The following is a 26,107-nucleotide window of genomic DNA, read 5'->3' on the forward strand; positions in this document are numbered from 1 at the left end:
CTGGTTACGCGTCCGGCAGGGCCTGGAATGGCGATTCTTTATCCGTACGCTCTTTTTTGCCCCAGGCGGCGATGCCGACCTTGAGCGCATAGAACAGGATGCTGAATACCACGAACAGGAACAGCGCGGTCAGCGTTGCGTTGGTGTAAGCGTTGAAGATCACGTGCTGCATCTGCTCGACGCTCTTGGCCGGTGCGATCACCTGGCCTGCGGCCAGTGCATCGCTGTACTTCTTGGCCAACGACAGGAAGCCGACAGCCGGGTTAGCGTCGAACAACTTGATGAAGCCTGCGGTCGTGGTGCAGATCATCAGCCAGGCGGCCGGCAGCAGGGTGACCCAGATGTAGCGCTGGCGCTTCATCTTGATCAGGACCACGGTGCCGAGCATCAGCGCGATACCGGCCAGCATCTGGTTGGAGATACCAAACAGCGGCCACAAAGTGTTGATGCCACCCAGCGGATCGATCACGCCCTGATACAGCAACCAGCCCCACATCGCCACACAACCGGCGGTCGCGATCAGGTTGGCGGTCCAGGATTCGGTACGCTGCAACGCCGGCACGAAGGAGCCGAGCAGATCCTGCAGCATGAAGCGCCCGGCACGGGTGCCGGCGTCCACAGCGGTCAGGATAAACAGCGCTTCGAACAGGATCGCGAAGTGGTACCAGAACGCCATGGTGTTTTCACCCGGCAGGACACTGTGCAGGATCTGCGCGATACCGACCGCCAGGGTCGGGGCACCACCGGCACGGGCCAGGATGGTGGTTTCGCCGATGTCATGGGCCACGGCCTGCAGCGCATCCGGGGTAATTGCAAAGCCCCAGTTGCTGACAGCGGTCGCCACGGCCACCACATCACCGCCGACCACGGCAGCCGGGCTGTTCATGGCGAAGTACACGCCTGGCTCGATCACCGAAGCGGCAACCATGGCCATGATCGCCACGAACGATTCCATCAGCATGCCGCCGTAACCGATGTAGCGGGCGTTGGTTTCGTTATCCAGCAGTTTCGGCGTGGTGCCGGACGAGATCAGTGCGTGGAAGCCCGATACCGCACCGCAAGCGATGGTGATGAACAGGAACGGGAACAGACCGCCCTTCCATACCGGGCCGGTGCCGTCGACGAACTGGGTCAACGCCGGCATTTTCAGCTCGGGCATGGTGACCAGGATGCCGATCGCCAGGGCGATGATGGTACCGATCTTCAGGAACGTGGACAGATAGTCGCGCGGGGCGAGGATCAGCCAGACCGGCAGTACCGCCGCGACAAAGCCATAACCGATCAGCATCCAGGTGATTTGCACGCCGGTGAAGCTGAAGGCCTTGGCCCACACCGGGTCAGCGGCAATCTGGCCACCGAGCCAGATCGAACCGAGCAGCAGAATCACGCCGATCACCGAAATCTCGCCGATGCGGCCCGGGCGGATGTAGCGCATGTAAATGCCCATGAACATCGCGATCGGGATGGTCGCCATCACGGTGAAGATGCCCCACGGGCTCTCGGCCAGGGCTTTTACGACGATCAGCGCCAGCACCGCGAGGATGATGATCATGATCAGGAAGCAGCCGAACAGCGCGATGGTGCCGGGGATGCGGCCCATTTCTTCACGCACCATGTCGCCCAAAGAACGACCGTTACGACGGGTGGACATGAACAGGACCATGAAGTCCTGCACCGCGCCCGCCAGCACCACGCCGGCGATCAGCCACAGCGTGCCGGGCAGGTAACCCATCTGCGCCGCCAGTACCGGGCCGACCAGAGGTCCCGCGCCGGCGATGGCCGCGAAGTGGTGTCCGAAGAGAATGTGTTTGTTGGTCGGAACGTAGTCCAGACCGTCATTGTTGAGCACGGCGGGGGTGGCCCGGCGTGGATCGAGTTGCATCACATTGTTTGCGATGAACAGGCTGTAGTAACGGTACGCAACCAGATAAATGGCCACGGCGGCGACCACGATCCACAAGGCGTTGATCGCCTCGCCTCGGCGCAATGCCACTACGCCCAGGGCGCACGCTCCTACGATTGCCAGCACTAGCCAGGGTAAGTGGCGCAGCGGGCTATTATTATTTTTCATTTTATTATTCCAGCCAGGGTGGACAAGAAAGACAGCCACCTCGAGTTTAGCGCTACTGGCGGCAAAGACCATACCCGACATTGGTCTGACGCCCTGCCCGACTGGCAGCGTTTGACGTGGCGGGTCTATAGTCAGCGTACCGTCAAGAGGATCGCGCCATGAGCGAGCACCCGTCCGAGCGTCGCCGCTTCAAACGTATCGCGTTCGATGCCAGAACCGAATTGAGCCAGGGCGAGTACATCTGGCCGGTGAAGCTGATCGACCTGTCGCTCAAGGGGCTGCTGATCGAACGGCCGGAGCCGTGGCTGGGGGATGAAACACAGGACTTCAACGTCGACATTCACCTGAGCGACGACACCGACATCCAGATGGATGTGCAACTGGCACACGACGATCACGGGCAATTGGGCTTCCAGTGCCGGCACATCAGCCTGGAATCGATCCAGCGCCTGCGACGCCTGATCGAACTCAACCTCGGGGATGAGGCCGAGCTCGAACGAGAGCTTGGCGCGCTGATGGAGCTCTGATTACTCGAAGAGTGAATCCAGCGCCTGCTCCAGACGCGTCACCGCAATGATCTGCAACCCTGCCGGTGCTTCTTTTGGCGCGTTGCCCTTGGGCACGATTGCGCGCTTGAAGCCATGCTTGGCGGCCTCCTTCAAACGCTCCTGACCGCTCGGCACCGGGCGCACTTCGCCGGACAGGCCGACTTCGCCGAACACCAGCAAATCGTGGGGCAACGGCCGGTTGCGCAAGCTCGACATGACCGCAGCCATCAACGCCAGGTCGGACGCGGTTTCCAGCACCTTCACCCCGCCGACTACGTTGAGGAACACGTCCTGATCGTGGGTCGGAATGCCGCCATGCCGGTGCAACACCGCCAACAGCATCGCCAGACGGTTCTGATCCAGACCCAGCGTGACCCGACGCGGGTTGGCCAGGTGACTGTCATCCACCAGCGCCTGGACCTCAACCAGCATCGGCCGGGTGCCTTCCCACGTTGCCATCACCACACTGCCCGGGACTTCCTCCTGAGCGCGCGTGAGAAAAATCGCCGAAGGATTGGAGACTTCCTTCAGGCCCTTGTCGGTCATGCCGAACACGCCCAACTCGTTGACGGCGCCGAAACGGTTTTTCACCGCCCGCAGCAGACGCAACCGGCCATCGGACTCGCCTTCGAAATACAGCACGGTATCCACCATGTGTTCCAGAACGCGCGGGCCGGCCAGTGCGCCTTCCTTGGTCACGTGGCCGACCAGGAAAATCGCCGTGCCGCTTTGCTTGGCATAACGCACCAGCAACGCCGCACTTTCGCGCACCTGGGACACGCCGCCCGGTGCCGATTGCAGTTGTTCGGTGAAGATCGTCTGGATCGAGTCGATCACCATCACCTTGGGTTTTTCCTGGCGGGCGGTGGCGATGATGGTTTCGATGCAGGTTTCGGTCATGACCCGCAGTTGATCCTGCGGCAGCCCAAGTCGACGTGCGCGCATGGCGACTTGCTGCTGGGATTCCTCACCGGTGACGTAGAGTGCCGGCATGCTCTTGGCGAGGTTGCACAGGGTCTGCAGCAGAATCGTCGATTTGCCGATGCCGGGATCACCGCCGATCAGCACCACCGAACCGTCCACCAGACCACCGCCAAGCACTCGGTCGAGTTCGCCGGATGCGGTGGAGAAACGCGGGATTTCTTCGATGCTGACTTCGGCCAGCGTCTTGATCTGAGCTTGCTGCCCGGCCCAACCAGTGCGTCCGGCCGGTGCCGCAGCACCGCCGCTCTCGATCATCGTTTCGGTCAGGGTGTTCCAGGCGCCGCATTCGCCGCACTGCCCGGCCCACTTGGGAAAGGTTGCGCCGCACTCGGTGCAGCCGTACATGCGCTTGGCCTTAGCCATCTGAACCCCCGGCAAAAACCGCGATGATAACGCAGCCATCGCCGATCAGCGCGGCGCGCCGCTGCGGATTTCCCCGCTGGCCAGACGCGCGGCGCTGTTGTCGATCAATCCCCGGCGATTGCCGGGGTTTGAAAGAGCCGGAATCAGTCGGCCAGTTTGGCCGCCAGGGCCTTGACCCGATCCAGGTCACCTTTGGCCACTTTGGTCACACCGGCGCCGTACTCCGGATCGGCCTTGTAGAGGAAGGACAGCATGATGTGCTTGCTCTCGTCATCGGTACTCGCCAGCGAGCCGCCGAAGCTCTCGATCAGATCCAGGCGTTCCTTCTTGCTGAACGAGCGATACAGATCACCGGCCTGCTTGAAGTTCTGCTCGCGCTGGATCTTCGCCTGTTGCGTGCTGCCCTGCAGGGCGGTCTGGCTATAACGTGCACTTTGCGTCTCTTCACGCGGTTGCAGACGGCTTGGCTGATAGTTGACACCCGAATGGCTTGCGCCGGCATTCATCGCGCCGTCCTGATTGCCATTGTTGACCGCCACTTTCGCAGCATTGATCGGCAATTGCAGGGCATTGGCGCCAAGGCGATACATCTGGGTGTCGGCATAGGCAAATATCCGACCTTGCAACAAACGATCTTCAGATGGCTCGATTCCCGGAACAACATTCGAGGGCGCCATGGCCACTTGTTCAGTTTCCTGGAAGACATTTGAAGGATTACGGTTCAAGACCATTTGTCCAACTTTTCGCTCCGGAATACCGGGCCAGATCTTGGTTGCATCAAGAGGATCGAAATCAAACTTGGACAAGTCTTGCGGTTTCAGAACCTGAATGTACAAGTCCCACTTCGGAAAATTACCTTTTTCGATATTCGCCACCAGGTCACTTGTCATATGACTGTAGTCATGCCCCTGAATTTTGACGACTTGTTCAGGATCGAGATTCTTGATCCCCTGCAAACTTTTCCAGTGAAACTTGACGTAATGCACTTCCCCCTTGTCGTTGATCAACTTGTAGGCATGCACACTGTTGCCGTCCATTTCACGATAACTGGCCGGCGTCCCTGAGTTGGAATACAACTCGGTCAATGTTCGAGTGGCTTCCGGTACATGGGAGAAGAAATCGAAGCGACGGGAATCATCATCCAGATTGGTGCGCGGGTCAGGTTTGAAGGCATGCACCATGTCCGGGAACTTGATCGCATCGCGGATGAAGAATGTCGGGAAGTTGTTACCGACCAGATCCCAGTTACCGTCAGCGGTGTAGAACTTGGTCGCGAAACCCCGTGGGTCACGCAACGTTTCCGGAGAGTGGTTGCCGTGCACCACGGCCGAGAAACGCACAAACACCGGTGTGACCTGGCCGGCGGTAAACACCTTGGCCTTGCTCAGGTCGCTCAAGTCGTTGGTCGCCGTGAATGTGCCATGAGCACCGGTGCCCCGGGCATGCACCACACGCTCGGGAATACGCTCGCGGTCGAAGCGCTGCAGCTTCTGGATCAGTTGCACGTCCTGCAGCAGCACCGGACCGTTGGCACCGGCGGTTTGCGAGTTCTGGTTATCGCCCACTGCTGCACCATTGTCCCGGGTCAGGGGCGCGGCGCTTACGGAAAAGGACAGCAGGCTGGCGGCCAATACGCCAACGGTACGGCGGAGGGGAAATCCCCCTGAGGCAAGCATGGAATTCATTTCAGGTTCCTCTGTTGTTTGAGGCGCATCCAGGTGCGCCAACCAGAGGCTAGAGAGTCATGACGGCGAACATAAATAGAAAATCCACACGCCTGTGATTGAGAAAAATAGCTTCTCGATCAGGGCCTTACGGAGTAATTCGCGCGCGATTAGTGGCACTTTGCAAACTAATCGCGAATTGATGTGTCGATAAAAGCGAGCATTGTAAGAAGGTGTTTCGCGCAGGACGCGTTTTGCTGATTTACACTGCGTACACCAAACTCATCTGTAACAAGGAAATAACTATGGGCGTGCTCAGCGAGTTCAAGGCCTTCGCGGTCAAAGGCAATGTGGTCGACATGGCCGTCGGTATCATCATCGGTGCGGCCTTCGGCAAAATCGTTTCGTCGTTTGTCGGTGATGTGATCATGCCGCCAATCGGCCTGCTGATCGGCGGGGTGGACTTCAGTGACCTGGCGATAACCCTGAAAGCCGCCGAGGGCAGTGCCCCTGCGGTCGTGATGGCCTACGGCAAGTTCATCCAGAGCATCCTGGACTTCATCATCGTCGCCTTCGCGATTTTCATGGGCGTCAAAGCCATCAACCGCCTGAAACGCGAAGAAGCCGTCGCTCCGACCTTGCCGCCGGTGCCAACCAAGGAAGAAGAACTGCTGGGTGAGATTCGCGATCTGCTCAAGGCCCAGAACAACCGGCCTTGAAGACTGAAACGGCGCCTGAGGGCGCCGTTTCCTTACCAGTAGTTTTCCACCGCCACCTGCCCTGGCCGCCGCGTCAGGCTGAGGCTCATGCCTCGTTCTTTGAGCAGCGCCCGGGTGTCATCGATCATCTGCGGATTGCCACAGAGCATGACCCGCGAATGGGCCGGATCAAGCGCCACACCTGCCGCCTGCTCCAGCTCGCCGTTTTCGATAAGTGTGGTAATGCGCCCGTTCAGGGCACCGGCATGCGGCTCGCGCGTCACCACGGGGATGAACTGGAACTTGTGAGCATACTCGGCCAGGTAGTCACGCTGCATGAGTTCGGTGACCAGCTGTTGATAGGCCAGCTCCCGCGCCTCCCGCACGCTGTAGACAAGAATGATCCGCTCGAATCTCTCCCAGACTTCAAAGTCCTGCAGGATCGACAGAAACGGCGCCACCCCGGTGCCTGTGGATAACAGCCAGAGATCCCGGCCATCAACGAACCGGTCCAGCGTCAGATAGCCGAAGGCCTGGCGATCCACCAGCAATGTATCGCCCGCCTTGAGCCGGCTCAGCTCACTGGTGAACTCCCCGCCGGGCACCACGATGGAAAAGAACTCGAGGAACTCATCGAACGGCGAAGACACCATGGAATAGGCCCGCCATACCGTAGTGCCGTCATCCTTGGTCACTCCGAGCCTCGCAAACTGCCCGGCGCGAAAACGGAAACCTGCGTCTCGGGTCGTACGCAATGTGAACAGGCTTGGTGTCAGTGGTTGCACATCGATCAAGGTCTGGCGACTGAATTTTTCTGCGCTGGCGGTCATCGGCAACTCCTTGGGCTATGACCATAGTGTCACGCAATAGTGATTGATAAAAAACCTACAAACTGTAGTGATTAAACGCTCATTTAATTTCCCAATGAGAAACTAACGCAAACAAGTACTGGCACACTGACACAATTCAGATCTTTAAATGATGAACCGCATTTAATAAATATATTCGGCTAATCACAAACGACTAATTTAAGCACACTGTAAGAGCGAAAAATTCCAAACACTTGTGTAGGAAAAGCCCTACACTCGTTTACGTGCACGACTCTTGGATCCAAGATCGCACCCCTGCGGAAAATCTCGGAGAATCTTCAAATGGAAATTTGGAAGGAGTCGCAGATAAAGCAGCTGACTTTCGCCACGAGAGTCGACACTGCTTACCCGATTCTGCTGACATTTGCCAAAAACATAGGCTTCCAGTTTTGTGGAGTTTCCGTCAGCTCGCCTGATCGAAACACACTGCCAAAGCCCTTGCGTATCAATAACTACCCTCTCGTCTGGAATAAACAATATGAAGAGGAAAATCACTGGAAGTTTGATCCGGTAGTAGCACACTGCAATCGTTCAATGCTGCCCATAACATGGAGCAAAGAAAAGAACTATTCTCAAAAACACCAGAGTTGTGGGAGTCGTTAAAAGAACAGGGACTGGAACACGGCTGGTCGCAATCCTTTCATCACGAAGAAAGCGGTCTGTGCAGCATTCTCAGTTTGGCCCGGCCTCACTGTCCGATCACGTCGATCGAGTTGTACGAACATTTTGGCTATATGTTCTATGTCACCAGTCATCTGAGCGAACTGTTCGCCCGTACGCTTCCTTCACGACCCGAAAAGGCCCGGCCGCCTCGGCTGTCTACGCGGGAGGTGGAAGTGCTCAAGCTCTGCGCTTCCGGCAAGACCGCCTATGAAACCGCGAGGATCCTGAGCCTGAGTGAGCGCACCGTGAACTATCACGTGCAAAACGTGATCGTGAAAATGAACGTCTGCAACAAGATCTCCGCTGTCATCGCCGCCGCCAAGGCCGGGATCATCTAGTCGACAACCCCGAAAACAAGCAGGTAAAGCAACCGAAAAAAAAGTACCATTTGCGATCCTCCTGAGTGTTGATGCGAATTTTCGCGCCGTTGTCCACTCGGTCGGTTCCGCCGCACGACACCCTGGGCCGCGGGACATCCGTCGATAACCCAGAGTCTCCACCCCCATGCCATTGCTCGATACGCCCTTCTCCCAACTTGATCTGATCCGCCAGCCCGAACAGCAGAACGAACCGCTGCAAGCCTTCGATGCAGCCGACGAATACCTGCTCAATCATCTGGCTGAACAGAATCTGCCGGTCGAGGCACGGGTTCTGGTGCTCAACGACAGTTTCGGCGCGCTGGCCATCAGCCTCTCGGGCAAAGTGCAGGTCAGCACCAGCGGTGATTCGTTTTTGGCGTTTCAGGGCCTGGAAAAAAACCTGCTGCGCAATGGTCAGGCATTCGACGCGCTGCGCGGTATTCCCGCCAGTGAGCCGTTGATCGGGCCATTCGACCGGGTGCTGATCCGTGTACCGAAAACCCTCGCGCTGCTGGAAGAACAACTGATTCGCCTGCAAGGTCAGTTGGCGCCCGGCGCGCAAGTTGTGGCGGCAGCGATGGTCAAGCACTTGCCCCGTGCCGCCGGTGATCTGCTGGAACGCTACATCGGTCCGGTTCAGGCTTCGCTGGCGGTGAAAAAGGCACGCTTGCTGATCGCCACACCTGAGGCAAAGACTCCGGCCGCCTCGCCTTATCCGACCCGCTATCGTCTCGACGAACCGGCCATCGAACTGCTTAATCACGCCAACGTGTTCTGTCGCGAAGGGCTGGATATCGGCACCCGCGCCTTTCTCCCGCACCTGCCGAAAAACCTCGGCTCAGCGCGGGTTGCGGATCTTGGCTGCGGCAACGGTGTACTGGCCATTGCCAGCGCCCTGCAAAACCCTGATGCGCATTACACGCTGGTGGACGAATCGTTCATGGCCGTGCAATCCGCCGCCGAAAACTGGCGCGCGGCGTTGGGTGAACGTGAAGTGATCGTGCGCGCCGGCGACGGTCTCGCCGGGCAGGAAGCGCAATCGCTCGACGTAGTGCTGTGCAACCCGCCATTCCACCAGCAACAGGTGGTCGGCGATTTTCTCGCCTGGCGCATGTTCCAGCAGGCCCGCGAAGCGCTGGTCGTTGGCGGTGCGCTGTACATCGTCGGCAACCGTCACCTGGGTTATCACAGCAAACTGGCGCGGCTGTTCCGGGGTGTCGAGCAGGTCGCAGCCACGCCGAAGTTCGTGATCCTCAAGGCGCGCAAGTAATCCGGGCAAAAAAAACCCTCCAGCGGGAGGGTCAAAAATCCGTGCCGCAAGGCGACGGGGTGGGAAATGTCAGTGCGTGGTCAGGCCTGCGGCGTTCATGAACATGCGCATCAGGCTGGCGACGATGAACAATGCACCGACGCTGCCGACCCAGATCATGGCCAGCCAGCCGAGCCGCTGCCACAGCGGCTTTTTTTCGGCTTCTTCAATGTCGTGCAGGGAATGTTTGCTGCTCATGCTTGCATCCTCCGGTTCAGGGAGATGGCGCCGCCGTCGGCGCCATCGTGATCAGCCCTAGTGATAACCATCTTCATGGGTGACCTTGCCGCGGAACACGTAGTAGCTCCAGAAGGTGTAACCCAGGATGAACGGGATGATGAACAGCGTACCGACCAGCATGAAGCCCTGGCTCTGCGGCGGTGCGGCGGCGTCCCAGATCGAGATCGACGGCGGCACGATGTTCGGCCACAGGCTGATGCCCAGACCGCTGTAGCCGAGGAAGATCAGCACCAGGGTCAGCAGGAACGGCATGTAGTTGGCATTACGTGCCACCGCGCGGATCAGACCGTACATCGTCACCAGCACCAGGATCGGCACCGGCATGAACCAGAACAGATTCGGCATGCTGAACCAGCGCGTCGCGATTTCCGGGTGAGCCAGCGGCGTCCACAGGCTGACGATGCCGATCACCGCCAGCAGCACGAAGGCCAGCGGGCGCGCCAGGTCATGCATCTGCTCCTGCAGCTTGCCTTCGGTCTTCATGATCAACCAGGTGCAGCCGAGCAAGGCATACGCCACCACCAATGCAGCGCCGCAGAACAGCGTGAATGGCGTCAGCCAGTCCAGTGAACCGCCGGCATATTGTCGGTTGACCACGGGCAAGCCGTCGATGAACGCGCCAAGCGCCACGCCCTGGAAGAACGTCGCCGCCACCGAACCACCGATGAAGGCCTTGTCCCAAAGGTGACGCTTGGCGTCCTTGGCCTTGAAGCGGAACTCGAACGCCACGCCACGGAAGATCAGCCCGATCAGCATGAAAATCAGCGGCAGGTACAGCGCCGACAGCACTACCGAGTAGGCCAGCGGGAACGCGCCAAACAACGCCGCACCGCCCAGTACCAGCCAGGTTTCATTGCCGTCCCATACCGGGGCGACGGTGTTCATCATCACGTCACGGTCGGTCTTGCCGGGGATGAACGGGAAGAGAATCCCGATGCCCAGGTCGAAACCGTCCATGACCACATACATCATGATCCCGAAGATGATGATCACGGCCCAGATCAGCGGAAGATCAATACCCATGATTCAAATCTCCTTGGTCAGGCTGCGGTCGTGTTCGGCGCCATCGTCGTCGGCAGCGGACAACGGACGGGCCGGCGTGCGTTTCTGGCCAGGACCACCGTCGTTGGTTTCCTTGCCTTCGTCGGTCTTCGGTCCTTTGCGCACCAGGCGCATCATGTAGCCCAGACCCGCACCGAACAGCGCGAAATACACCACCACGAACATGATCAGCGTGATGCTCATCTGCATGAAGCTGTGATTGGAGGACGCATCCGCCGTGCGCATCAGCCCGTAGACCACCCACGGCTGACGACCGATTTCCGTGGTGAACCAGCCCGCCAGAATCGCGATCAGACCGGACGGCCCCATCCACAACGCCAGGTACAGGAACGGCCGCGAGGTGTAGAGCGTGTCGCGCTTGCGCAGCCACAGGCTCCAGAGACCGGTGAAGATCATCAGGAAACCGAGGCCGACCATAATCCGGAACGACCAGAACACGATGGTCGAATTCGGCCTGTCTTCAGGCGGGAATTCCTTGAGCGCCGGGACTTGCTTGTCCAGCGAGTGGGTCAGGATCAGGCTGCCGAGATACGGGATCTCCACCGCGTACTTGGTTTTTTCTTCCTTCATGTCCGGCCAGCCGAACAGGATCAGCGGCGTCGCTTCGTTACCGACGTTTTCCCAGTGACCTTCGATCGCGGCAATTTTCGCCGGTTGATGCTTGAGGGTGTTGAGGCCGTGGAAGTCGCCGATGACCGCCTGGATCGGCGCAACGATCAACGCCATCCACATCGCCATCGACAGCATGGTACGGATCGCCGGGTTGTCCTTGCCGCGCAACAGATGCCAGGCCGCCGACGAGCCGACGAAGAACGCCGTTGCGACGAACGCGGCAGTCGCCATGTGCATCAGGCGATACGGGAACGAAGGGTTGAACACGATTGCCAGCCAGTCGGTCGGGATCACCTGACCGTTGACGATCTCGAAGCCCTGCGGCGTCTGCATCCAGCTGTTGGAGGCAAGAATCCAGAACGTCGAGATCAGAGTGCCGATGGCCACCATCACCGTGGCGAAGAAGTGCAGTTTGCGTCCGACCTTGTTCCAGCCGAACAGCATCACTCCGAGGAAACCGGCTTCGAGGAAGAACGCAGTGAGCACCTCGTAGGTCAGCAAAGGTCCGGTGACGGAACCGGCGAAGTCCGAGAAACGGCTCCAGTTGGTGCCGAACTGGTAGGCCATGACCAACCCCGAGACCACGCCCATGCCGAAGTTGACGGCAAAGATCTTCGACCAGAAATGGTAGAGATCGCGGTAGGTGTCGTTGCCGGTTTTCAGCCACAGGCCTTCCAGCACCGCGAGATAGCTCGCAAGACCGATGGTGATTGCCGGGAACAGGATGTGGAACGAGATGGTGAACGCGAACTGGATTCGGGCGAGATCTAGTGCCTCTAAACCGAACATAAGCTTTCCTCTATCAGATAACGGTTCCAAGGCTGGCGGCCTTGAACCACTGCCCCCACGGGTATGGAGTGCGGCGAACTCGGATTCGTTCTTCTTTTTACAGGCATCGCGACGCAGGGAGTCTGCCGACGGGTCCGGGATCGGTTCCGCGAAGGGTCTTGATCTGGATCAATCAACGTAGAAAGAGTAGTCCCATTTCCGACGGGGAACCGCGTGGTCTTTTGCCGCGTGACAAGTTGCCTCACAGATCTGGCAATGCCCTGAAATACATCACTGGCCGGGTTCGGTGTCCGGGGGCGGAAAAATCGATGTCTGGCTAACTAAATTTTTTGTCATAGCAACTTCCTGTTACAGACTGGTGATAATCTCGCGGTTCCCCTCGATCAAGACCGGCCCGCAGATGCCCAGCCAAGAGCCCTTGCTGTTACGTCACCATCGTCCGTTTCTTGCGTTCTGGTTTGCCCGGATCTTCACCGCCAGCGGCTTCCAGATGCTCACTGTGGCCATCGGCTGGAACCTCTATCAACTGACCGGCAACGTGCTCGATCTTGGCCTGGTCGGTTTGGTGGAATTCGCCCCACGGGTGCTGTTCATGCTGCACACCGGCCACGTTGCCGATCGTTACGACCGGCGCAAGGTCGCGGCCATCTGTCAGTCGTTGCAGGCGTTGATCGCTCTGGCACTGGCCATCGGCAGCGCTACCGACCATGTCACCCGGGAAATGATCTTTATCCTTGCGTTCCTGCTCGGCGCCGCGCGCTCGTTCGAGATGCCAACGACTCAGGCCTTGTTGCCAAGCATCGTGCCTAGCGCATTGTTCCCACGGGCGGTTGCCGCCGCGCAGTCGGCGCAGCAATCGGCAACCATCGTCGCTCCGGCCCTTGGCGGTCTGCTTTATGCCTTCGGCAGCGTCTGGGTGTATGGCCCGACCGTCGTTCTGTACGTGATTGCCTGCACGTTGATGCTCAACCTGCCCGCACGACAGACCCCGTTGAACAAGGGCAAGGCGACCCTGGACTCATTGCTGGCGGGGATTCGCTTTATCCGCAGCCGCCCGGACATCCTCGGCGCGATCTCGCTGGATCTGTTCGCCGTGCTGCTCGGCGGCGCCACGGCGTTGTTGCCGGTGTTCGCCAAGGACATCCTGCTGACCGGTCCGTGGGGCCTCGGGTTGCTGCGTTCGGCGCCGGCGGTCGGTGCGTTGATGATGTCGCTGTTTCTGGCGCGGTTTGCCGTCGAGCGAAACGTCGGTCGGGTGATGTTTACTGCGGTCGGCGTCTTCGGAGTGGCCACTATCGCCTTCGGTCTATCGACGTCGTTCTGGTTCTCGCTGGCGGTGCTGGTGGTGCTCGGCGCGGCGGACATGATCAGCATGGTGATCCGCGCCTCCTTCGTGCAACTGGAAACCCCGGACGAAATGCGCGGCCGGGTCAGCGCGGTGAACGGCCTGTTCATCGGCGCCTCGAACCAGTTGGGCGAATTCGAATCCGGCCTCACCGCCCACTGGTTCGGCACCGTACCGGCGGTGGTGATGGGTGGCATCGGGACGCTGGTGGTGACCGGGACGTGGATCAAACTGTTCCCGACCCTGGCCAACCGCGACCGGATGCATGTGCCGGTGGAAGAAGTGAAGGCTTAGCTGCACCGCTGCCACCTGCGGAATAAACCCGCCAAGCACAATCAGCTCGAAAAGATGCGGTACATAGATACCGCATTGAGTGTAATGTATCGCCTTACACTCGCCCCATGATCAAATCCTTTCAGCACAAAGGCCTTCGCGGCTTCTATGAAACCGGTTCGACTCGCGGGATTCGTGCCGATCACGCTAAACGGCTGTCGCGCATGCTGCAGTTCATGGATCGGGCCGCCGTTCCGGGGGATCTGGATCTTCCCGGTTGGCGTCTGCATCCACTGAAAGGGGAGCTTTGCGAATACTGGTCACTCAGTGTGTCCGGGGACTGGCGGGTTATCTTTCGATTTGCAGGGTCGGATATCGAACTGGTTGATTATCTGGATTACCACTGACAGGAGGCAGGCTCATGCCCATGCACAACCCGCCACACCCCGGTGAAACGCTGCTGATGGATGTATTGCCGGAGCTTGGGATCAGCGTTACCGAATTGGCTCGGCATCTTGGATTCGCTCGTCCCCACCTTTCTCGTGTCCTGCACGGGCATGCGCCGATCAGCCCGGATCTGGCCGTCCGTCTGGAACGCGCGGGGATTGGCAAGGCTCGCATGTGGCTAGGGGTTCAAACCGATTACGACCTTTGGCAAGCCGAGCACCGTGAGCAGCCAGCCATTCAACCAATCGCTGCTCACGCCTGACGCTCTCAGGCCAGCAAGTCTCCCGCCACCTTCGATCTGGCAGTCTTACCCGCCAGTTGCTCGACCAGCGTCAGGGCAAATGCCAGCGCGGCGCCGGAACCCTGGGCGGTGATGCAATTGCCGTCGACCACCACCGGTTGATCGACAAACGTGCAACCGGAGAGGTTGTGACTGGTGGTGGGCAAACAGGTCATGCGTCTCTGGCGCAGGACGCCGAAACTTTGCAGGGCGACCGCCGGAGATTCGGCGATGGCGGCGAACAGGCGTCCGGCGCTGGCCTGGTCCTTGAGCAGTTGTTGCAGAGGTTGATGGGCCGCCAGATGTTGTGCGCCGACAGCGCCGCCGGGCAGGACGATCAGGTCGAAGGTCTGGGCCAGCACATCAATGAGCATGCCGTCGGCGGTCAGTCGTGTGCCTCGGGCGCAGGTCAGCATGCGCCGCCCCTCTATGCTGGCCGCCATCACTTCGATACCGGCCCGGCGCAGCACGTCGATCAGGGTCACGCTTTGCAGATCATCGATGCCCTCGGCGAGGGTAATCAGGGCTCTAAAGGTCATGGGCGCCATCCGCTGGGTGATCTTTTAAGCGTAGTCAGCTTTGCCCTGCCCTGTTCGCGGCAGCCGTTACTTGATGTAAAGCTGGGTCGACATCGTGTTGCGTGGAGCGTTGATCGAGGTATTGCTGAACGTGAACGTGCCCTCCTGCCGACCGGCCAGATCGAAGGTATAGAGAGAGCCGACGGTTTTGCTGCCGGGCGTGCACTCGGTCAGATTGCCGTTATCAAAGGCGCACACAGGGCTTCGCGTGCCGTTCACTTCAAAGCCGTCCATTGCCGCCTGGGGCTGGCTCTGGCCGTAGCCGATTTCCAGCACATAGACCTTGATGCCCGGGCCGCTATGATCGCAACGGGTCTGCACCTGACCGTCGGTAATGTCTTCGAGCCCGCAAGACGGCGACTGCACCTTGATGACTTTCACCTCGCTCAGTGGCGCCGCCGACGCCGCAAATGCAGCAGGTGCCCCGGTCAGCAACAGTGCGAACAACCCGCCAGCCTTCATCCAATGCTTGTTCATGCGATCCATTCCCGAAAAATCAGCGCGCAGTATGGCCGGTTTGGCCGCGACACAAAACTTCGCCGACGATCGATACCAACATCCGCCATATTCCTCACGCTGCTGGTATGATGCGCGGCTTTTTCCGGCCCACCACAATTTTCCAGGCGCTTGCGACGGTCTGTGCTTTGCTGTTGAGGTCGATACATTCACGGCGCCACGCGCGCCACGGGGAGCAGACATGCTGGAAAGGCTGTTTCAACTCAAGGCACACAACACCAACGTGCGGACCGAGATTCTGGCGGGCGTCACGACCTTCCTGGCCATGGCCTACATTCTGTTCGTCAATCCGAGCATCCTCGGCGAGACCGGCATGGACAAGGGCGCGGTGTTCGTCGCCACGTGTCTGGCAGCCGCCATCGGCTCCACGGTCATGGGCCTGATCGCCAACTACCCGATCGCCCTCGCGCCGGGCATGGGTCTGAACGCCTTCTTCACCTACACCGTCGTGCTGCACATGGGCCATACCTGGCAAGTGGCGCTGGGTGCGGTATTCATCTCGGCCGTGTGCTTCTTCCTGCTGTCGATCTTCCGCATCCGTGAATGGATCATCAACAGCATTCCGCTGCCGCTGCGTTCGGCGATTGCCGCCGGTATCGGCCTGTTCCTGGCGCTGATCGCCCTGCACAACGCCGGTATCGTGGTCAGCAACCCGGCGACCATGGTCGGCCTCGGTGACCTGAAACAACCGGCACCGATCCTGGCTACTCTCGGTTTCGCCCTGATCGTTGCCCTTGAAGCCCTGAAAGTGCGCGGCGCGGTGCTGATCGGCATTCTCGCGGTGACCATTGTCTCGATCGTGATGGGCTTCACCCCGTTTGGCGGCGTGACCTCGATGCCTCCTTCGCTGGCCCCGACCTTCCTGCAACTGGACATCAAGGGCGCACTGGACATCGGTCTGGTCAGCGTGATCTTCGCCTTCCTGTTCGTCGACCTGTTCGACAACTCCGGCACCCTGATCGGCGTCGCCAAGCGCGCCGGCCTGATGGGCAAGGACGGCCACATGCCAAAAATGGGCCGTGCACTGATCGCCGACAGCACGGCGGCAATGGCCGGCTCGCTGCTGGGCACCTCGACCACCACCAGCTACATCGAATCCGCTGCAGGCGTGAGCGCCGGCGGCCGCACCGGCCTGACCGCCATCGTCGTCGCGATCCTGTTCCTGCTGGCGCTGTTCTTCTCGCCACTGGCTGCCAGCGTGCCGGCCTTCGCTACCGCGCCCGCGCTGCTGTTTGTCGCCGTGCTGATGACTTCGGGCCTGGCAGAAATAGAATGGGACGACATCACGGTCGCCGCGCCGGTCGTGGTCACCGCCCTGGCGATGCCTTTCACCTATTCCATCGCCAACGGCATCGCCTTCGGCTTCATCGCCTGGACCGCGATCAAACTGCTGTCCGGCCGCGCCCGTGAGCTGAACCCGGCGCTGGTGATCCTGTCGATTCTGTTCGTGATCAAGCTGGGTTGGTTCAACGCATGACTTTTGATTCCCAGGCCTATGCCGCACAACTCGAAGACAAGGTCACGCGCCTGCGTGACCTGCTGGCCCCGTTCGATGCGCCGGAGCCAACGGTGTTCGACTCGCCGCTGCAGAACTTCCGCCTGCGCGCCGAATTCCGCCTGTGGCGCGAGGGCGGTGAGCGGCATTACGCGATGTTTTCCCAGGACGACAAACGCACGCCGATCCTGATCGAGGAATTCCCGATCGCCAGCCTGCGCATCAACCAGTTGATGCCGCAATTGAAGGCGGCCTGGCAGGCCAGCGCGGCGTTGAGCCACAAGCTGTTCCAGGTGGAGTTTCTGACCACCCTGGCCGGCGACGCGATGATCACCCTGTGCTATCACCGTCCTCTGGACGAACACTGGCACGCGGCGGCCACCAAGCTGTCGGCGGACCTGGGCGTCAGCATCATCGGTCGCTCCAAGGGCAAGCGCGAAGTGCTTGGCCTCGATTACGTGGTCGAGAAACTGGAAGTCGGCGGTCGCACCTTCAGCTATCGCCAACCGGAAGGCGCGTTCACTCAGCCCAACGGCACCGTGAACCAGAAGATGCTCAACTGGGCATACGAAGCACTGGGCGATCGCAGCGACGATCTGCTGGAGCTGTACTGCGGCAACGGCAACTTCACCCTGCCGCTGGCGACCCGCGTTCGCAAAGTGCTGGCCACCGAAATCAGCAAGACCTCGGTTAACGCTGCGTTGAGCAACCTGGCCGAAAACGCTGTGGACAACGTTACGCTGGTGCGCCTGTCCGCCGAAGAGCTGACCGAAGCCCTGAACGAAGTTCGGCCGTTCCGTCGCCTGCACGGCATCGACCTGAAAAGCTACGAGTTCGGCAGCGTGTTCGTCGACCCGCCACGGGCCGGCATGGACCCGGACACCTGCGAACTGACCCGTCGCTTCGACAACATCCTGTACATCTCCTGCAACCCGGAGACCCTGGCGGCCAACATCGCCCAACTGCACGACACGCACCGCATCACCCGCTGCGCGTTGTTCGACCAGTTCCCGTGGACCCACCACATGGAATCCGGCGTGCTGTTGACCCGGCGTTGATCGCAGGTGCCAGAAACAAGAAAGCCGTCCTGACCGACGGCTTTTTTGTGCCTGTTCAGGACACCGGATCAATCTTGCGCGGGCGCCCGCCCTTCCGTCCGTTGGCCCTTGCAGCTTCAGCCTTCGCAGTGCTGCTCTGGCGGCCGTTGCGTGAAGCGATCACCGAGGCCGCCATCGCCATCAATGGCTGACTGGCCGAGATCATGCCGGCGATGGAAACCTGCAGGTCCTTGCCGTCATGGCACAGCGCGGTGCCGGCAAAGCCGATGTTCAATCCGGTGAAGTCTTCCGGTTCGAAATCATCGAATTCGCGGTAGAGATTTACTGGCAGCAGCACGCCGCTGTCGTCCTCGAAGTGAATCACCAGGCACGGTTTCTGAAAGGCCACCGACACGGCTTGCAGGCTGCTGCGACGCCGCACGCCGCCACGGTCGACTGCCTCGTCCAGACGTTTTTCCGTGACAGGGCGATCCGCGTGCAAGCCGGCTTTGACTGTTTTCATAGTTCGATCTCCACACCTTCCCGAGCACCGACCAGGGCCAGCAGGGTTTTGTTTTCTTCTGGTTCGTAATACGCCGATCCGATTCTGAACGTCGCACCGGTGACTTCACGCATGATGGCCACTTCGTTCGAGTCCCCGTCCCACCATTGGTTATCGAGACACGCTGTCTGCAAACGAGACCACCAGATTCGGCGGGCCCGCCGCAGATGATCCGTTTCACGCAGCGACTGACGCAGCCCCTCAAGCACTGCAATCGGTGGCCGTCGCGACAGGGGCACTACATCCCATAACTCCACGCCGTTGTGCCAGAAGCTGAATTTGAAGCGGGCACTCCATGCACCTGAATCTACGTGCGCATGAGGCGGACAATGTTCGTCACGCAACATGATCACCACTGACAGTCCTTTGTAACTGCATACCTTCATGCTAACCCATCCGTTAGGTTTAAAAGTTTCAACATTTGCCATTCCCTGGCAAATCCGACCATCGGCGCCGACGACCGCTTTGGTCGTTACCTTCCGAGCCTAGTGCGGGAGCCGCAAAAGCCGCGGGCAAAATGGTAAGCAGTTCTTTCGCAGCCGCCGCGCATTTGCTACATACGAAGACTCATTCCCCGGTGTAATCAATCATGCAGCGACACTTCGACGACCTTCAGCTGGGCAGCATCGAGTTGTTTTGTCTGGCGGCCGAGTGCGGCAGTTTCACCGGTGCAGCGCAGGCGGCTTCGGTGACGCCGGCGGCGGTGAGTCGCTCGGTTTCGCGCATGGAGGAACGCCTGGGCGTGCGACTGTTCGCGCGCACCACCCGCAGCGTGAAACTGACCGACAGCGGCCGGCGCTATTACGAAGAATGCCGTCAGGCGCTGGCGCAACTGGTGGAGGCGCAACGGGAAGTCATGGGCCAGCAGCAGGAACCGTCCGGCACCCTGCGCATCAGTATTCCTACAACTTACGCCCATCATCGGATCCTGCCGCTGCTGCCGGCCTTTCGCGCGCGCTTTCCGCAAGTGAAGGTCGAGATGCACATCAGCAATCGCAACATCGACTTCGTCGGCGAAGGTTACGACATGGCGATCCGCGTGCGGGCAATTCCCGATTCCGGCCTGATCGCCCGACACCTGGAAGATGCGGCGCTGGTGATGGTCGCCAGCCCCGATTACCTGAAGCGCGCCGGCACGCCACAGACCCTCGAAGACCTCGAACAGCACGAGTGCATCCAGTACGAATTGCCCAGCAGCGGGCGGCGAATCACTTGGCTGTTTTACGACGAGGACACGCCACGGGAAGTCCTCGCCGAGGGTAATTTCTGCTGTTCCGATGACGTCCTCGGTGGCGTGACCCTGGCCAGACACGGCGCCGGGTTGTTCCAGACTTACCGCTTCATCGTCGAAAAAGAATTGGCCGACGGCTCGCTGGTGGAAGTACTCAAACCCTACAGCGGGCGCTCGCGTCCGTTCACGCTGCTGTACCCGCAGAATCGCCACATGCCGCTGCGCGTCAGGGCTTTCATCGATTTTCTGGTCGAGCAATTGCCGCATTAATGTCCGATTACCGAACACAAAACGGTGCAGCGAACGTAGATCAATTGATTAAAGTAACCAGCTAGTACAATTTAACTCCACAGGTCGAAATCCTCGGCCCAAGCCAAAAACAATAAGTGGAGTTTGCCCCCATGCCCCCTATCGTTCTGGTGCTCAACGGCCCGAACCTGAATCTGCTCGGCACCCGTGAACCGGCGACCTACGGTCACGAAACCCTGGCCGACATCTCTGCCCTGTGCGGGCGCGCCGCCGAAGAGTTCGGCCTGGCCGTGGAGTTTCGCCAGACCAACCACGAAGGCGAATTGCTCGACTGGATTCACGGCGCCCGCCAGCGCTGCGCCGGCATCGTCATCAACCCGGCTGCCTGGACACACACCTCGGTGGCGATCCGCGATGCCCTGGTCGCCAGTGAATTGCCCGTGATTGAAGTCCACCTGTCCAACGTCCACGCCCGCGAACCATTCCGTCATCACTCATTCGTCTCGGCCATCGCCACGGCCGTCATGTGCGGCTTCGGCAGCCACGGCTATCGGCTGGCCCTGGAGCATTTCAGCCAGCGGTTGAAGGGGTGAACCGCATGAACCGCAACAACGTGATACTCGCCGGGCTGATCGGCGCCGGAATTCAGGCCTCCCGCACTCCGGCACTGCATGAACATGAAGGTGATGAACAGGGCCTGCGTTACCTCTATCGACTGATCGATCTCGATCAACTGCAACTGGACAGCAACGCCCTGCCCGACCTGCTGCTCGCCGCCGAGCGAATGAACTACACCGGACTGAACATCACTTTCCCGTGCAAGCAGGCAATCATCCCGTTGCTCGATGAGTTGTCTGTGGAAGCCCGGGGCATCGGCGCCGTGAACACGGTGGTGTTGAAAGACGGTAAACGCATCGGCCACAACACCGATTGCCTGGGTTTCGCCGAAGGTTTTCGTCGTGGCCTGCCAGACGTTGCCCGCGACCGTGTAGTCCAGATGGGGGCTGGTGGCGCAGGCGCGGCAGTGGCCCACGCCTTGCTGAGCGAAGGCGTACAGCAACTGAGCATTTTTGATGTGGACATTGAGCGGGCCGAAAGCCTGGCCAACAACCTCAACCAGCATTTCGGCGCTGGTCGGGCCTTGGCCGGACACGATCTGGCCAGCACACTGAGCCACGCTGACGGGCTGGTAAACACCACGCCGATGGGCATGGCCAAACTGCCGGGCATGCCCGTGCCGGCAGCATTGCTGCGGGCGGAGCTGTGGGTGGCGGAGATCGTGTATTTCCCGCTGGAAACCGAACTGCTGCGCAACGCCCGCGCCCTGGGTTGCCGAACCCTGGACGGCGGCAACATGGCGGTGTTTCAGGCGGTGAAGGCGTTTGAACTGTTCAGCGGCGTGGCGCCGGATGCGCAACGAATGCTGGCGCACTTTCAAAGCATGAAAGGTTGAATCGCACCTGTGCTCCCTGTGGGAGCGAGCTTGCTCGCGAAGGCATACCGTCAGGCAATACATGTGTTGCCTGACACACCGCTTTCGCGAGCAAGCTCGCTCCCACAAAGGACAGCGTCAGGCCTGCAGGTAACGCAGCACCGACTCGCAAATCATCTCGCGATGACGCTGCTTGATGGCTTCGTCCGGCAGGTCGATCTGAAAGATCTCACCAAAGGTGTGGCGGTTCGACACGCGATAGAAGCAGAACGAACTGATCAGCAGATGCACATCCAGCGCGTCGAGCCCGGCCCGGAACAGGCCTTCAGCAGCGCCCCGCGCCAGAATCTCGCCCAGCGAATCGAGGATCGTATTGTTCATCGCCTTGATCGCATCCGAACGCTTCACATACTCGGCGTTGTGGATGTTTTCGATGCAGACAATGCGCACGAAATCGACGTTGCGGTCATGGTGGTCAAAGGTGAACTCCACCAGACGCCGGATCGCTTCCACCGGCGGCAGCTCGGCCAGGTGCAGGCGGTTTTCGGTGCTGCGGATATCGCCGTAGAGCTTCTCCAGCACCTCGACGTACAACTGCTCCTTGCTGCCGAAGTAGTAATAGATCATGCGCTTGGAGGTGTGGATACGCTCGGCGATCGCATCGACGCGGGCGCCGGACAGGCCCTGCTGGACGAACTCGACGATCGCTTCCTGCAGGATGTTCTCGCGGGTTTTTTCCGGGTTGTTCTTGCGACTCTTGCGCGGCTCTACCGCTGATGAAACGGGGGCTGCGGAAAGTTCTGAAGTCATTGTCATTGCGGGCTCACGGCCATCACTGCACAGGCTGGCGATTATGGGCCGCGCGGCACAGTGAAGGAAGCCGCGAGACCCGTGTTTAATCCCGCGTTTACGAATTTCCTACAACTTCGCCTGGCGAACGGCGCCACTGCGTGCTTTAGCCATCGCCGCCAGTCGCACCGCGACGTTGGCCGCGCCGTAACCGGCGTAACCGTTCTTGCGCTGAATGATCTCGAAGAAGAACCGCCCTTCGAACGGCTCGGTGTAAACGTGGAACAGCTCGCCGCCCTGAGCATCGCGGTCATACAGCACGTTGTAGTACGCCAGCTCGCTGAGGAACTCGTCGTCAAAATCGAAACGCGCCGCGAGGTCATCGTAATAGTTGAGCGGAATATCCAACAGCGGCACGCCCGCCTCTTTCGCACGACTGACCTGAGCAAAGATGTCATCGCAATCAAAGGCGATGTGATGCACCCCGGAGCCGCGATAACTCGACAGCGCGTGTGAGATCGCGGTGTTGCGGTTCTCGGAAATGTTAAGCGGCAAGCGGATCGAGCTGTCGCGACTGCGCAGCGCGCGACTCTTCACCAGCCCGTACGGATCGGGCAGCACCACTTCGTCGTCAGCCTCGAAATCCAGCAGGCTCTTGTAAAACAGCACCCAACTGTCGAGGCTGTCCGCCGGCAACGCCATGGCCATGTGATCGATGCGCTTGAGCCCGCCGCTTGTCACCGTGTCCGGCAGCAGATTGAAATCGGTGCCGTAGACATCCGCCTCTTCATCCACCAGATAAATGAGACTGCCATCCGGCGCCCGCACCGCCGCCAGCTCCAGTTCATTGGGGCCGACCAATCCGCGATACGGCTGACCTTTATAGGCAACGGCCCGCGCCAGCGCACTGGCGCTGTCCTTGACCCGCACGGCGGTGGCGCACAGCGACGGGCCGTGGGCCTCGAAGAAACTGTGGCCGAACGAATAAGGTTCGGAGTTGAGGATCAGGTTGATATCGCCCTGCCGCAGCAGACTGACACTTTTCGAACGGTGCTGCCCGGCCTTGACGAACCCCAGCCGCTCCAGCCAGTTCGACAGCTTGGCGCCGAGCGCTTCGTCGACGGCGAACTCCAGAAACTCGATGCCGTTGTACTCGCTGGCCTTTGGCGTCTCGAAGAGGATTTTGCGGTTATCCACAGGGCGGACTTCCTGCTCCAGACGCTGGCGGGTTTTCTCCTCCAGATACAACAGCGAACGCAAACCGTCGGCGGCATTGGCCCGAGGCGGCGCGGCACGGAAGCCGTCGTTGAAGATTTCCAGCGACAGCGGCCCGGTGTAGCCGCTCTGGATGATTGGCGCGAGAAAGCCCGGCAAATCGAATTCGCCCTGTCCCGGGAAGCAGCGGAAATGCCGGCTCCACTCCAACACATCCATGGCCAGGATCGGCGCGTCGGCCATCTGCACGAAGAAAATCTTGTCGCCGGGAATCTCGGCAATCGCCCGTGGATCGCCCTTGAGCGACAGGGTGTGGAAGCTGTCCAGCAACACGCCGAGGGCCGGGTGATCGGCCTGGCGCACGATGTCCCACACCTGTTGATAAGTATTGACGTGACGGCCCCAGGCCAGCGCTTCATAACCGATGCGCAAGCCTCGGGCACCGGCGTGCTCGGCCAGCAGGCGCAGGTCGTCGATCAGGATTTGCTGGTCGCCGACACTGTCGGGTGAAGCATTGCTGCAGACCAGCACCAGGTCGGTGCCCAGTTCCTGCATCAGGTCGAACTTGCGTTCGGCCCGCTCCAGATTGCGCTCCAGCCGATCGCGGCGGCAGCCTTCAAAATCGCGAAACGGCTGGAACAGAGTGATGGCAATTCCGAGGTCGGCACACATCTGCCTGATTTCCCGGGGACTGCCGTCATAATACAGAAGGTCGTTCTCGAAGATCTCCACCCCGTCGAACCCGGCGGCGGCAATGGCTTCGAGCTTTTCCGGCAGGGTTCCGCTCAAGGAAACGGTGGCAATGGATCGCTGCATGTTTCAACTCCCGGTGGAGACGTCGGCTACGGGGATTGCGCCGCTTTTATAAGGTGAGCGAATTATTGGTCCCGGTTTTTCTTTGGGCAATTTAAACTGTACTACCCGGTTAGTTTTGCGTGCGATTATCGAACACAATGCCGGTTTGGCGAATTGACGATTTTTCGCCCACTGCCCAACATCCCTTTCACCTTGAGTCCGGATCTGAACCACCGGTCGCAGCGTGCACAAGTAAGCACACCAAATAACAAATCCAAAAACGGGTGGAACACATGATTCCTTCACAGACTTCCCGCATGGCTCCGGCCATGAGCACTGCCACGGGTGGCATCGGCGACAAGATCCGCGGCGCCATGGCCGTCGGCAAGACCCGTTGGGGCATGCTGGCGCTGGTGTTTTTCGCCACCACCCTGAACTACATCGACCGCGCCGCCCTCGGCGTCATGCAGCCGATCCTCGCCAAGGAAATGAGCTGGACGGCGATGGACTACGCCAACATCAACTTCTGGTTTCAGGTCGGCTACGCCATCGGCTTCGTGCTGCAAGGACGGCTGATCGACCGGATCGGGGTGAAACGTGTGTTCTTCTGCGCCGTGCTGCTCTGGAGCCTGGCGACCGGCGCCCACGGCCTGGCGACCTCGGCGGTGGGCTTCATGGTCTGCCGCTTCATTCTCGGCCTGACCGAAGCGGCCAACTACCCGGCCTGCGTGAAGACCACGCGCCTGTGGTTCCCGGCCGGTGAACGCGCGGTGGCCACCGGCATCTTCAACGCCGGCACCAACGTCGGCGCGATGTTCACCCCGATGCTGCTGCCGTTGATTCTTCACGTGTGGGGCTGGCAGGCCGCGTTCCTGTGCATGTCGGCACTGGGCGGGATCTGGTTGCTGTTCTGGGGCCTGAAGTATTTCAACCCGGAAGATCACCCGAGCGTGAAACAGTCGGAGCTGGATTACATCCAGAAAGAAGTCGAACCGGAACAGGCCCGCGTACCGTTCTCGCGGATCCTGCGCATGCGCGGCACCTGGGCCTTCGCCCTCGCCTACTCACTGACCGCGCCGGTGTTCTGGTTCTACCTGTACTGGCTGCCGCCGTTTCTCAATCAGCAATACAACCTGGGCATCAACGTGACCCAGATGGGCATTCCGCTGATCATCATCTACGTCACCGCCGACTTCGGCAGCGTGGGCGGCGGGATTCTGTCTTCGTTCCTGATCGGTCGCGGCATGAACTCGATCAAGGCGCGACTGCTGTCGATGTTCCTGTTCGCCTGCTGCATCATCGGCGTGGTCATGGCCGCCGGTTCCGCCAACCTGTGGATCGCAGTGGCCGCCATCTCCCTGGCCATCGGCGCGCATCAGGCCTGGACCGCCAACATCTGGAGCCTGGTGATGGACTACACGCCCAAGCACATGATGAGCACGGTGTTCGGTTTCGGCGGCATGTGCGCGGCAATCGGCGGGATGTTCATGACCCAGATCGTCGGCCATATCCTGACCGTCACCAACAACAACTATACCGTGTTGTTCACCCTGATCCCGGCGATGTACTTCATTGCGCTGACCTGGATGTACTTCATGGCACCGCGCAAGATTCCTACCGTCACTGAGTAAT

General features: G+C 60.0%; 25 protein-coding genes and 1 pseudogene. 13 read left to right on the forward strand and 13 right to left on the reverse strand.

What is annotated here, in order from left to right:
- Positions 1 to 4 precede the first annotated feature (4 nt).
- Positions 5 to 2,071, reverse strand: coding sequence for a carbon starvation CstA family protein (locus CAG02_RS27130; RefSeq protein WP_085712213.1), 2,067 nt, complete (start codon positions 2,069 to 2,071; stop codon positions 5 to 7).
- A gap of 158 nt (positions 2,072 to 2,229) precedes the next feature.
- Here CAG02_RS27130 and CAG02_RS27135 point away from each other — a divergent pair, with 158 nt between their 5' ends.
- Positions 2,230 to 2,598 (forward strand): PilZ domain-containing protein, encoded by a 369-nt coding sequence (locus CAG02_RS27135; protein ID WP_085712214.1) that lies wholly within the window; start codon positions 2,230 to 2,232, stop codon positions 2,596 to 2,598.
- Here the strand turns inward: CAG02_RS27135 and radA are convergent, their stop codons facing one another.
- Positions 2,599 to 3,966: a DNA repair protein RadA gene (radA, locus tag CAG02_RS27140; RefSeq protein WP_085712215.1), complete on the reverse strand. Its 1,368-nt coding sequence runs from the start codon at positions 3,964 to 3,966 to the stop codon at positions 2,599 to 2,601. It abuts the gene before it with no gap.
- A 143-nt stretch (positions 3,967 to 4,109) separates the two neighbouring features.
- The gene (katB, locus tag CAG02_RS27145; protein WP_085712216.1) at positions 4,110 to 5,651 is read right to left on the reverse strand and encodes a catalase KatB; all 1,542 of its coding nucleotides are present in this window, start codon (positions 5,649 to 5,651) and stop codon (positions 4,110 to 4,112) included.
- A 284-nt stretch (positions 5,652 to 5,935) separates the two neighbouring features.
- Here katB and mscL point away from each other — a divergent pair, with 284 nt between their 5' ends.
- Entirely contained in the window at positions 5,936 to 6,349 is a 414-nt protein-coding gene (mscL, locus tag CAG02_RS27150) for a large-conductance mechanosensitive channel protein MscL (protein ID WP_085712217.1), read from the forward strand.
- Positions 6,350 to 6,381: 32 nt separating this feature from the next.
- Here the strand turns inward: mscL and CAG02_RS27155 are convergent, their stop codons facing one another.
- Positions 6,382 to 7,158, reverse strand: a complete 777-nt coding sequence (locus tag CAG02_RS27155) for a ferredoxin--NADP reductase (protein WP_085712218.1) — start codon at positions 7,156 to 7,158, stop codon at positions 6,382 to 6,384.
- A gap of 321 nt (positions 7,159 to 7,479) precedes the next feature.
- On the opposite strand from CAG02_RS27155, the pseudogene CAG02_RS27160 reads away from it, so the two are divergent.
- Positions 7,480 to 8,198 (forward strand): annotated as a pseudogene (locus tag CAG02_RS27160) (autoinducer binding domain-containing protein).
- Positions 8,199 to 8,364: 166 nt separating this feature from the next.
- Complete coding sequence (locus CAG02_RS27165) at positions 8,365 to 9,489, forward strand: class I SAM-dependent methyltransferase (protein ID WP_085712219.1); 1,125 nt, start codon at positions 8,365 to 8,367, stop codon at positions 9,487 to 9,489.
- Positions 9,490 to 9,558: 69 nt separating this feature from the next.
- On the opposite strand, the gene CAG02_RS27170 is transcribed toward CAG02_RS27165, so the two are convergent.
- From CAG02_RS27170 to CAG02_RS27180, 3 genes are read right to left on the reverse strand one after another with little or no spacing between them, the layout of a single operon-like run.
- Positions 9,559 to 9,726, reverse strand: a complete 168-nt coding sequence (locus tag CAG02_RS27170; protein WP_085712220.1) for a DUF2474 domain-containing protein — start codon at positions 9,724 to 9,726, stop codon at positions 9,559 to 9,561.
- A gap of 57 nt (positions 9,727 to 9,783) precedes the next feature.
- The gene (gene cydB, locus CAG02_RS27175; protein ID WP_085712221.1) at positions 9,784 to 10,791 is read right to left on the reverse strand and encodes a cytochrome d ubiquinol oxidase subunit II; all 1,008 of its coding nucleotides are present in this window, start codon (positions 10,789 to 10,791) and stop codon (positions 9,784 to 9,786) included.
- A gap of 3 nt (positions 10,792 to 10,794) precedes the next feature.
- On the reverse strand, positions 10,795 to 12,231 hold the full coding sequence (locus CAG02_RS27180) for a cytochrome ubiquinol oxidase subunit I (protein WP_085712222.1): 1,437 nt from the start codon (positions 12,229 to 12,231) through the stop codon (positions 10,795 to 10,797).
- 400 nt (positions 12,232 to 12,631) lie between these two features.
- Here CAG02_RS27180 and CAG02_RS27185 point away from each other — a divergent pair, with 400 nt between their 5' ends.
- The 3 genes from CAG02_RS27185 to CAG02_RS27195 all read left to right on the forward strand — a co-directional run bounded on the left by CAG02_RS27185 (position 12,632) and on the right by CAG02_RS27195 (position 14,558).
- Positions 12,632 to 13,870, forward strand: coding sequence for an MFS transporter (locus CAG02_RS27185; protein WP_085712223.1), 1,239 nt, complete (start codon positions 12,632 to 12,634; stop codon positions 13,868 to 13,870).
- A gap of 107 nt (positions 13,871 to 13,977) precedes the next feature.
- Positions 13,978 to 14,256, forward strand: coding sequence for a type II toxin-antitoxin system RelE/ParE family toxin (locus tag CAG02_RS27190; RefSeq protein WP_085712224.1), 279 nt, complete (start codon positions 13,978 to 13,980; stop codon positions 14,254 to 14,256).
- Between the two features lie 14 nt (positions 14,257 to 14,270).
- Positions 14,271 to 14,558, forward strand: a complete 288-nt coding sequence (locus CAG02_RS27195) for a HigA family addiction module antitoxin (protein ID WP_045121630.1) — start codon at positions 14,271 to 14,273, stop codon at positions 14,556 to 14,558.
- A gap of 5 nt (positions 14,559 to 14,563) precedes the next feature.
- Here CAG02_RS27195 and CAG02_RS27200 read toward each other — a convergent pair whose 3' ends face one another.
- Complete coding sequence (locus CAG02_RS27200; RefSeq protein ID WP_085712359.1) at positions 14,564 to 15,115, reverse strand: DJ-1 family glyoxalase III; 552 nt, start codon at positions 15,113 to 15,115, stop codon at positions 14,564 to 14,566.
- A gap of 66 nt (positions 15,116 to 15,181) precedes the next feature.
- Positions 15,182 to 15,631, reverse strand: a complete 450-nt coding sequence (locus CAG02_RS27205) for a DUF4879 domain-containing protein (RefSeq protein ID WP_085712225.1) — start codon at positions 15,629 to 15,631, stop codon at positions 15,182 to 15,184.
- A 220-nt stretch (positions 15,632 to 15,851) separates the two neighbouring features.
- Here CAG02_RS27205 and CAG02_RS27210 point away from each other — a divergent pair, with 220 nt between their 5' ends.
- Both CAG02_RS27210 and trmA read left to right on the forward strand, forming a co-directional pair.
- Positions 15,852 to 17,147, forward strand: a complete 1,296-nt coding sequence (locus tag CAG02_RS27210; RefSeq protein WP_085712226.1) for an NCS2 family permease — start codon at positions 15,852 to 15,854, stop codon at positions 17,145 to 17,147.
- A complete protein-coding gene (trmA, locus tag CAG02_RS27215; protein WP_085712227.1) occupies positions 17,144 to 18,223 on the forward strand; it encodes a tRNA (uridine(54)-C5)-methyltransferase TrmA in 1,080 nt (359 codons plus the stop codon). The genes CAG02_RS27210 and trmA overlap by 4 nt, the downstream gene beginning before the upstream one ends.
- Before the next feature lie 55 nt (positions 18,224 to 18,278).
- Here the strand turns inward: trmA and CAG02_RS27220 are convergent, their stop codons facing one another.
- Positions 18,279 to 18,725 carry a hypothetical protein gene (locus CAG02_RS27220; RefSeq protein WP_085712228.1) on the reverse strand — a complete coding sequence of 149 codons (447 nt, stop codon included), beginning with the start codon at positions 18,723 to 18,725 and terminating at the stop codon, positions 18,279 to 18,281.
- Entirely contained in the window at positions 18,722 to 19,150 is a 429-nt protein-coding gene (locus CAG02_RS27225) for a DUF4160 domain-containing protein (RefSeq protein ID WP_085712229.1), read from the reverse strand. Before CAG02_RS27225 ends, CAG02_RS27220 begins: the two co-directional genes overlap by 4 nt.
- A gap of 203 nt (positions 19,151 to 19,353) precedes the next feature.
- On the opposite strand from CAG02_RS27225, the gene CAG02_RS27230 reads away from it, so the two are divergent.
- From CAG02_RS27230 to CAG02_RS27240, 3 genes are all read left to right on the forward strand, one after another.
- On the forward strand, positions 19,354 to 20,265 hold the full coding sequence (locus CAG02_RS27230) for a LysR family transcriptional regulator (RefSeq protein ID WP_085712230.1): 912 nt from the start codon (positions 19,354 to 19,356) through the stop codon (positions 20,263 to 20,265).
- A gap of 131 nt (positions 20,266 to 20,396) precedes the next feature.
- The gene (gene aroQ, locus CAG02_RS27235; RefSeq protein WP_011336043.1) at positions 20,397 to 20,837 is read left to right on the forward strand and encodes a type II 3-dehydroquinate dehydratase; all 441 of its coding nucleotides are present in this window, start codon (positions 20,397 to 20,399) and stop codon (positions 20,835 to 20,837) included.
- Between the two features lie 5 nt (positions 20,838 to 20,842).
- Positions 20,843 to 21,697, forward strand: a complete 855-nt coding sequence (locus CAG02_RS27240; protein WP_085712231.1) for a shikimate dehydrogenase — start codon at positions 20,843 to 20,845, stop codon at positions 21,695 to 21,697.
- Between the two features lie 117 nt (positions 21,698 to 21,814).
- On the opposite strand, the gene CAG02_RS27245 is transcribed toward CAG02_RS27240, so the two are convergent.
- Both CAG02_RS27245 and quiC read right to left on the reverse strand, forming a co-directional pair.
- The gene (locus tag CAG02_RS27245) at positions 21,815 to 22,492 is read right to left on the reverse strand and encodes a TetR family transcriptional regulator (protein WP_085712232.1); all 678 of its coding nucleotides are present in this window, start codon (positions 22,490 to 22,492) and stop codon (positions 21,815 to 21,817) included.
- Between the two features lie 102 nt (positions 22,493 to 22,594).
- Positions 22,595 to 24,496, reverse strand: coding sequence for a 3-dehydroshikimate dehydratase QuiC (gene quiC / locus CAG02_RS27250; protein ID WP_085712233.1), 1,902 nt, complete (start codon positions 24,494 to 24,496; stop codon positions 22,595 to 22,597).
- 272 nt (positions 24,497 to 24,768) lie between these two features.
- Here quiC and CAG02_RS27255 point away from each other — a divergent pair, with 272 nt between their 5' ends.
- Positions 24,769 to 26,106 (forward strand): MFS transporter, encoded by a 1,338-nt coding sequence (locus CAG02_RS27255; protein WP_085712234.1) that lies wholly within the window; start codon positions 24,769 to 24,771, stop codon positions 26,104 to 26,106.
- The last annotated feature ends 1 nt before the right edge of the window (position 26,107 follow it).

The organism is Pseudomonas sp. R43(2017) (assembly GCF_002112345.1).
GTDB lineage: Bacteria > Pseudomonadota > Gammaproteobacteria > Pseudomonadales > Pseudomonadaceae > Aquipseudomonas > Aquipseudomonas kribbensis.

Excerpts from the sequence above, each read along its gene's own strand:
- CAG02_RS27130 (WP_085712213.1), bottom strand. The coding sequence starts at position 2,071 with ATGAAAAATAATAATAGCCCGCTGCGCCACTTACCCTGGCTAGTGCTG.
- CAG02_RS27135 (WP_085712214.1), top strand. The coding sequence starts at position 2,230 with ATGAGCGAGCACCCGTCCGAGCGTCGCCGCTTCAAACGTATCGCGTTC.
- radA (WP_085712215.1), bottom strand. The coding sequence starts at position 3,966 with ATGGCTAAGGCCAAGCGCATGTACGGCTGCACCGAGTGCGGCGCAACC.
- katB (WP_085712216.1), bottom strand. The coding sequence starts at position 5,651 with ATGAATTCCATGCTTGCCTCAGGGGGATTTCCCCTCCGCCGTACCGTT.
- mscL (WP_085712217.1), top strand. The coding sequence starts at position 5,936 with ATGGGCGTGCTCAGCGAGTTCAAGGCCTTCGCGGTCAAAGGCAATGTG.
- CAG02_RS27155 (WP_085712218.1), bottom strand. The coding sequence starts at position 7,158 with ATGACCGCCAGCGCAGAAAAATTCAGTCGCCAGACCTTGATCGATGTG.
- CAG02_RS27165 (WP_085712219.1), top strand. The coding sequence starts at position 8,365 with ATGCCATTGCTCGATACGCCCTTCTCCCAACTTGATCTGATCCGCCAG.
- CAG02_RS27170 (WP_085712220.1), bottom strand. The coding sequence starts at position 9,726 with ATGAGCAGCAAACATTCCCTGCACGACATTGAAGAAGCCGAAAAAAAG.
- cydB (WP_085712221.1), bottom strand. The coding sequence starts at position 10,791 with ATGGGTATTGATCTTCCGCTGATCTGGGCCGTGATCATCATCTTCGGG.
- CAG02_RS27180 (WP_085712222.1), bottom strand. The coding sequence starts at position 12,231 with ATGTTCGGTTTAGAGGCACTAGATCTCGCCCGAATCCAGTTCGCGTTC.
- CAG02_RS27185 (WP_085712223.1), top strand. The coding sequence starts at position 12,632 with ATGCCCAGCCAAGAGCCCTTGCTGTTACGTCACCATCGTCCGTTTCTT.
- CAG02_RS27190 (WP_085712224.1), top strand. The coding sequence starts at position 13,978 with ATGATCAAATCCTTTCAGCACAAAGGCCTTCGCGGCTTCTATGAAACC.
- CAG02_RS27195 (WP_045121630.1), top strand. The coding sequence starts at position 14,271 with ATGCCCATGCACAACCCGCCACACCCCGGTGAAACGCTGCTGATGGAT.
- CAG02_RS27200 (WP_085712359.1), bottom strand. The coding sequence starts at position 15,115 with ATGACCTTTAGAGCCCTGATTACCCTCGCCGAGGGCATCGATGATCTG.
- CAG02_RS27205 (WP_085712225.1), bottom strand. The coding sequence starts at position 15,631 with ATGAACAAGCATTGGATGAAGGCTGGCGGGTTGTTCGCACTGTTGCTG.
- CAG02_RS27210 (WP_085712226.1), top strand. The coding sequence starts at position 15,852 with ATGCTGGAAAGGCTGTTTCAACTCAAGGCACACAACACCAACGTGCGG.
- trmA (WP_085712227.1), top strand. The coding sequence starts at position 17,144 with ATGACTTTTGATTCCCAGGCCTATGCCGCACAACTCGAAGACAAGGTC.
- CAG02_RS27220 (WP_085712228.1), bottom strand. The coding sequence starts at position 18,725 with ATGAAAACAGTCAAAGCCGGCTTGCACGCGGATCGCCCTGTCACGGAA.
- CAG02_RS27225 (WP_085712229.1), bottom strand. The coding sequence starts at position 19,150 with ATGAAGGTATGCAGTTACAAAGGACTGTCAGTGGTGATCATGTTGCGT.
- CAG02_RS27230 (WP_085712230.1), top strand. The coding sequence starts at position 19,354 with ATGCAGCGACACTTCGACGACCTTCAGCTGGGCAGCATCGAGTTGTTT.
- aroQ (WP_011336043.1), top strand. The coding sequence starts at position 20,397 with ATGCCCCCTATCGTTCTGGTGCTCAACGGCCCGAACCTGAATCTGCTC.
- CAG02_RS27240 (WP_085712231.1), top strand. The coding sequence starts at position 20,843 with ATGAACCGCAACAACGTGATACTCGCCGGGCTGATCGGCGCCGGAATT.
- CAG02_RS27245 (WP_085712232.1), bottom strand. The coding sequence starts at position 22,492 with ATGACAATGACTTCAGAACTTTCCGCAGCCCCCGTTTCATCAGCGGTA.
- quiC (WP_085712233.1), bottom strand. The coding sequence starts at position 24,496 with ATGCAGCGATCCATTGCCACCGTTTCCTTGAGCGGAACCCTGCCGGAA.
- CAG02_RS27255 (WP_085712234.1), top strand. The coding sequence starts at position 24,769 with ATGATTCCTTCACAGACTTCCCGCATGGCTCCGGCCATGAGCACTGCC.